At 65.1% G+C, this 5,310-nt stretch carries 6 protein-coding genes; 2 read left to right on the top strand and 4 right to left on the bottom strand.

The features are described 5' to 3' along the window. Positions 1-4: 4 nt before the first annotated feature. Positions 5-1,531 (top strand): coniferyl aldehyde dehydrogenase, encoded by a 1,527-nt coding sequence (locus AC1D2K_RS29165; RefSeq protein ID WP_478093232.1) that lies wholly within the window; start codon positions 5-7, stop codon positions 1,529-1,531. A gap of 12 nt (positions 1,532-1,543) precedes the next feature. On the opposite strand, the gene AC1D2K_RS29170 is transcribed toward AC1D2K_RS29165, so the two are convergent. Continuing rightward, positions 1,544-1,696, bottom strand: coding sequence for a hypothetical protein (locus AC1D2K_RS29170; RefSeq protein WP_478093222.1), 153 nt, complete (start codon positions 1,694-1,696; stop codon positions 1,544-1,546). Between the two features lie 354 nt (positions 1,697-2,050). Between AC1D2K_RS29170 and AC1D2K_RS29175 the strand changes: the two genes are divergently transcribed. Further along, a complete protein-coding gene (locus tag AC1D2K_RS29175) occupies positions 2,051-2,641 on the top strand; it encodes a hypothetical protein (RefSeq protein ID WP_478093224.1) in 591 nt (196 codons plus the stop codon). Between the two features lie 150 nt (positions 2,642-2,791). Here AC1D2K_RS29175 and AC1D2K_RS29180 read toward each other — a convergent pair whose 3' ends face one another. The 3 genes from AC1D2K_RS29180 to AC1D2K_RS29190 form a co-directional block, all read right to left on the bottom strand. Then, positions 2,792-3,040 (bottom strand): hypothetical protein, encoded by a 249-nt coding sequence (locus AC1D2K_RS29180; protein WP_478093226.1) that lies wholly within the window; start codon positions 3,038-3,040, stop codon positions 2,792-2,794. Between the two features lie 59 nt (positions 3,041-3,099). After that, complete coding sequence (locus AC1D2K_RS29185) at positions 3,100-3,306, bottom strand: hypothetical protein (RefSeq protein ID WP_478093228.1); 207 nt, start codon at positions 3,304-3,306, stop codon at positions 3,100-3,102. A 785-nt stretch (positions 3,307-4,091) separates the two neighbouring features. Continuing rightward, positions 4,092-5,093: a cysteine synthase A gene (locus tag AC1D2K_RS29190; RefSeq protein ID WP_478093230.1), complete on the bottom strand. Its 1,002-nt coding sequence runs from the start codon at positions 5,091-5,093 to the stop codon at positions 4,092-4,094. Positions 5,094-5,310: the final 217 nt, after the last annotated feature.

Here is a 5,310-nt window from a genome sequence, read left to right on the forward strand (position 1 = left end):
CCGCATGAGCCATACCCTGAACGCGTCGCGCCCCGCGGCGGCCGTCGACCCCGCGTGCGAACGCGTCGCACGCCTCTTCGCTGCACAGCAGGCCGCCTTTGCCGCGGCGCCCTTCCCGGAGGCGGACCAGCGGCGTGCGCACCTGCGCTCGCTCAAGAAGCAGGTTTCGCGCTACCAGGATCTTCTCGCGGAGGCCATGAGCCGCGATTTCGGCTATCGCGCCGAAGCGGAATCGAAGATGCTCGACCTGCTGGGTTCGATGCTCGAACTCAACCATGCGATCTCGCATGTGCGCCGCTGGATGAAGCCGAGCCGCCGCTCGACGGAACTGCTGTTCCTCAGCAACGGCCTCAAGGTCGTCTATCAGCCCAAGGGCGTGGTCGGCGTGATCGTGCCCTGGAACTTCCCGGTCTACCTGGCGCTGGGGCCGATGGTGGCCGCGCTGGCCGCCGGCAACCGGGTGATGGTGAAGATGCCCGAGGTCACGCCGGCCACCAACGCGGTGCTCAAGCGGATGCTCGGCGAAGTGTTCCCCGAGGACCTGGTGGCCGTGGTCGGCGAGGAACTGGTCGACCCCAATGCCTTCACGTCGCTGCCGTTCAACCATATCGTCTTCACCGGATCGCCGGCCATCGGCCGCGTCGTGATGCGCACGGCCGCGGACAACCTCACGCCGGTCACGCTCGAGCTGGGGGGCAAGTCGCCGGCGCTCGTCACCCGCAACTACCCGGTCGCCGACGCCGCCAAGCGCATCACGCACGGGAAGTCGACCAACTGCGGCCAGATCTGCGTCTCGCCCGACTATGCGCTGGTGCCGCGCGAGCATGTCGACGCTTTCGTGGCCGCCGTGCGACGCACCTTCGATCAGTTCTACGACCACACGACGGTGGGCAACGCCGACTACACGGCCATCGTCAACGAGCGGCAGTACCAGCGCCTGAGCGGCCTGCTGGCCGATGCCCGCGCCAAGGGGGCGTCCGTCGTGAGCTGCGCGCCGATGCCCACCGGGGACGGCCGCCAGATGCCGCTTCAGATCATCACCGGCCTCTCGCCCGACATGCGCGTGATGTCGGAGGAACTGTTCGGCCCGATCCTGCCGGTCGTGCCCTACGACACGATGGACGAAGCCATCGCCTTCATCAACGCCCGGCCCCGTCCACTGGCGCTCTACTGCTTCAGCCATGACCGAGCCGAGCGCGACGCGCTGCTGCGCCGAACGCATTCGGGTGGCGTCGCGATCAACGACTGGGGCTGGCAGGTGGTCAACCACGACGCGCCCTTCGGCGGCATCGGCAACTCGGGCATGGGCACCTACCACGGCGTGGAGGGCTTTCGCGAACTCTCCCACGCAAAGACCGTGTTCAAGCGCCAGCGACTGTTCCCCATCGATCTCTTCTACCCGCCCTACGGCACGCTCGTGCAGCGGCTGGCGCTGAAGTTCTTCGTGGGGCGCGCAGACGCCAGCCTGGCGGCCGGGGCGCCCGCCGCTGGGCATGCGACCCGCGCCGGGACCGAGACGATCGGGACCTGAAAACCCCCGGCCCTACTTGGCGGGCGGCATGCCGGGCGTGTTGGGCGGGGCCTGGTACTGGCCTGGCGCCTTGCCCGGGTTGGCGGCTTCGCGGGCGTTGGCGCGCGACTGGCCGGCTTCCGCCGCCTTGCCCGAGCCGATGTTGTCGTTCAGGGGCGAATTCACTTCGTCACCCCCGACCTTCTTGACCTTGTCCTGCGGCCGTGCACATTCCGGGCTCCTCGGTGGGGATTGATCGATGCCTCATTGCCACGAAGATCTCATGCCGGCCCATGCCATGCGCGAGGGTCTGACGAAATCATTCCGGGAACCTCCGCAGGGCAATTCAACCCCGGCGGCCACCTACCTCCACGTACGTGTTCATGCGTGGCCGTCGGGATGGCGCGCGGCCCAGCAGCGGTGAGAATCGGCGGTCGGAGTGCAAGGGATTACTGCGAGGGATGCCCGGCTTGTCGATGTCCCGCGTGGCGAACGCGTTCCGCCTACCTGATCTTCCTGAAAGTGAAAGGAAAACGTGAAATGAAAGCAGCCTACTACCCCCTTCTCGCGTTGGCTTCGGCCCTGGCTTTCACCCCGCCGGCCATGGCGCAGTCGGGCACGCCTTCAGCCGCACCCAAGGTGCTGGATGTCCGGGACATGATGAAAGAGGTCTCGATCTCCGCGCAGGTGACCGCGATCGACCAGAAGAACCGCATCGTGACCCTCAAGGGACCGGAGGGGAATGAATTCGCGGTGATGGTCGACCCGAGGGTCCGGAACCTGGCCCAGGTCAAGGCCGGCGACATGGTCGATGCSACCTACATYCAGTCGGTGGCGCTSGACTTCCAGACGGGCAACGGSATCCGCATGGCSACGWCGACGACRGCCGTCGACCGCGCCCAGGTCGGACAGCTCCCCGGCGGGGCGGCGATGAAGCAGACGACGMTGGTGTCGAACATCTGGGCGATCGAYCAGGCCAAGGGCACCGTGATGGTYCGGGGTCCGTTCGGTCACTTCACCGAAGTGAAGCTGAAGGACCCGGCCATGCTCARYGGCGTCAAGGTCGGCGACCAGATGAAGATGACCATCACGCAGGCGATCGCCACTTCGGTGGTGGTGAAGAAGGGCTAGCTGGATCAGCCACTGCCGTGAGCCCGCCTCCTTGAGCGTGAGGCGTAACACCTATGAGAACGTGGTGTTGAGTTCCAGCGTGCTCATTGAGCTGAGCTTGGTCGATTTCTAGTCGCGCGCGGCGGCCACAAGGCCGTCGCACGCGTGACGTCAGGGCCCGGAAAACTCAAATTTGATGCGGCAGGCCACGCAACGCGCTACGACCAGGGGGCCTACGCTGGGGAGCAGTTCCAGGCGCTGAAGGCTGCCGTCAAGGAAGCACTCAGGGCAAGGCAGCGGTTCATCAGGAAATCTCTGTGCCTGATACCACGCGCTCTCCCAAGCGTCGATCACAAACTGCACGGCTCCCTTTTGCCTCAGATAGCCCAGCAGTATGTAGTGCATGCCTTCGGGCGCCATTTCCACCTCCTTCCATCGGAGCACGCAGCATGAAGGTGCTCTCCATTCCTTTCGCGAGCCTACGGCCCGGCATCCAGCTCCTTGATCGCCGCGATGGCTTCGTGCCTCGCCTCGATCAGCGCCTCTTCCTCCGAGCGTGCACCGGACTCGGCAATGTCAACAGTCTTCCGGTCGTCGATCTGGTACGACCAACTCCAGCGCGCGCCGGTTGGCCAGACGTTGATCGTGACTTGGTGGCCGTGGTGTTCAAAGCTGGTGTCGGACATGTGTTTCCTCCAACGAAGAGGACCGACGCATCAAGGACCGCCCCACCCGCCTGTCGACGCCGAGGGCGCGCCCCTCCTGACCATGAGACTCGTCGAATGCCCTCGTCAGGTTCTTCCCGTTTGGGATGAATGCCTCATCCCTTCCTTCGAGTTCGTCTGCTCGCCGACGTGTTCTTCCGACGCGGATCCTCCGGTCGCCATCACGGTGTCGATGTCTCTATTGCGATGTTCCCTCGGCGGAATCAGGGCCGAGGGGTCCTCTGCAGCCAGCTTCGGGTCCTCTGAAAGTTGGGAGTTCTTGCGAGCGCGTGGCATAGGCGGTACCTCCAGACGTTCGGCCTACCGTAGACCTTCGCAGACAACGTTGCAAGTAGGGACGAGCCGCGGAAGGGCCATCGCATGTCGCGTCCTCGAGGAGGCCTGAACCGATGACCCTCGCCCGCTTCAAATCAGCACTGCCGCATGGGCCGTACGAGCGTGAACCCACTTCATGGCCTGCGCTTCAGCGTGCCGGATGGCTTCCGCCTCGGTTCGACAAGTGTCGGCGTCGCTCAGCAAAGACACTCGCCCTTCGCTTGGCCAGGCAAGCCGACGCACGAGGACCGGCCGGTACAAGGCACGGTCCAGACGCTCTGCCGAGCAGAGGAATCGATAGCCCTCGTATACGCGCAACACGCTTCTCGCCATGGTCGGCTCCCGATAGCCAACTTGGGTTGGACATCGGTCACTCCATCAATGTTCCCGATCGCAACACTGGCGATCAGGCCTGCGATTTGGCTAACAGTTCACGCAAGCCACGCCGGAACCRGAAGATTCTTCTCGCGCAGGAAGGCCGGGTTGTACAGCTTCGACTGGTAGCGTGTGCCGGCGTCGGCCAGGATCGTCACGATCGTGTGGCCCGGCCCGAGCTTACGCGCCAGGCGGATGGCGCCGGCCACGTTGATGCCGCTGGAACCACCCAGGCACAGGCCTTCCTCTCGCAGCAGGTCGAACAGCACCGGCAACGCCTCCTGGTCTTCGATCTGATAGGCGTCGTCCATCGGGGCGCCTTCCAGGTTGCCCGTGATGCGGCTCTGGCCGATGCCTTCGGTGATCGAGCTGCCGCTGCTGCGCAATTCGCCGTGCTTGATGTAGTTGTACATCGCGGCGCCCATCGGATCGGCGGCGGCGATCACGACACCCGGCTTGCGTTCCTTCAGGTACTGGCCGACGCCGGCCAGCGTGCCGCCTGTGCCGATCGAGCAGATGAAGCCGTCGATCCGGCCGTCCGTCTGCTGCCAGATCTCAGGGCCGGTCGAGCGGAAGTGGCCATCCCGGTTGGACAGGTTGTCCCACTGGTTCGCATAGAGCACGCCATGGGGCTCGCTGTGCGCGAGCTCTGCCGCGAGGCGTTCGGCCACGTGCACGTAGTTGTTCGGATCGCTGTAGGGCACCGCGGGCACCTCGCGCAGCTCGGCTCCGTACAGGCGAAGCGCGTCCTTCTTCTCCTGACTCTGTGTCAGTGGGATCACGATCACCGTGCGGTACCCGCGGGCGTTGCCCACCAGCGCAAGGCCGATGCCGGTATTGCCGGCCGTGCCCTCGACGATCACGCCTCCCGGCTGCAGGTCGCCGCGCGCTTCGGCATCAAGCACGATATAGAGCGCTGCGCGATCCTTGACCGATCCGCCGGGATTCATGAACTCGGCCTTGCCGAGAATCGCGCAGCCGGTCAGCTCGGAGGCCTTGCGCAACCTGATGAGCGGTGTATGGCCCACCGCCTGGATGAAACTTTCACGCACGTCCATGATGAAGGAGGATAGTCTGCGCGTCCGGGCGTTCCAGGTACCCGCGGCCCGCATCAGACTACCCGCAGAAAGGTCTTTGGCCGGGCGTCCCTCAATGCGCGGCGCTGGAGGATTCCTGCAATTTCCGCATGAGTTCGTCCAGGTTGAACGCGGCCGGCTTCTGGCGCGGTGGAAACTTCTCGAACGCTTCCATCTGCTGCGCGACCGCGCCCTGCAT

The organism is Variovorax sp. P1_H12_2 (assembly GCF_056405335.1).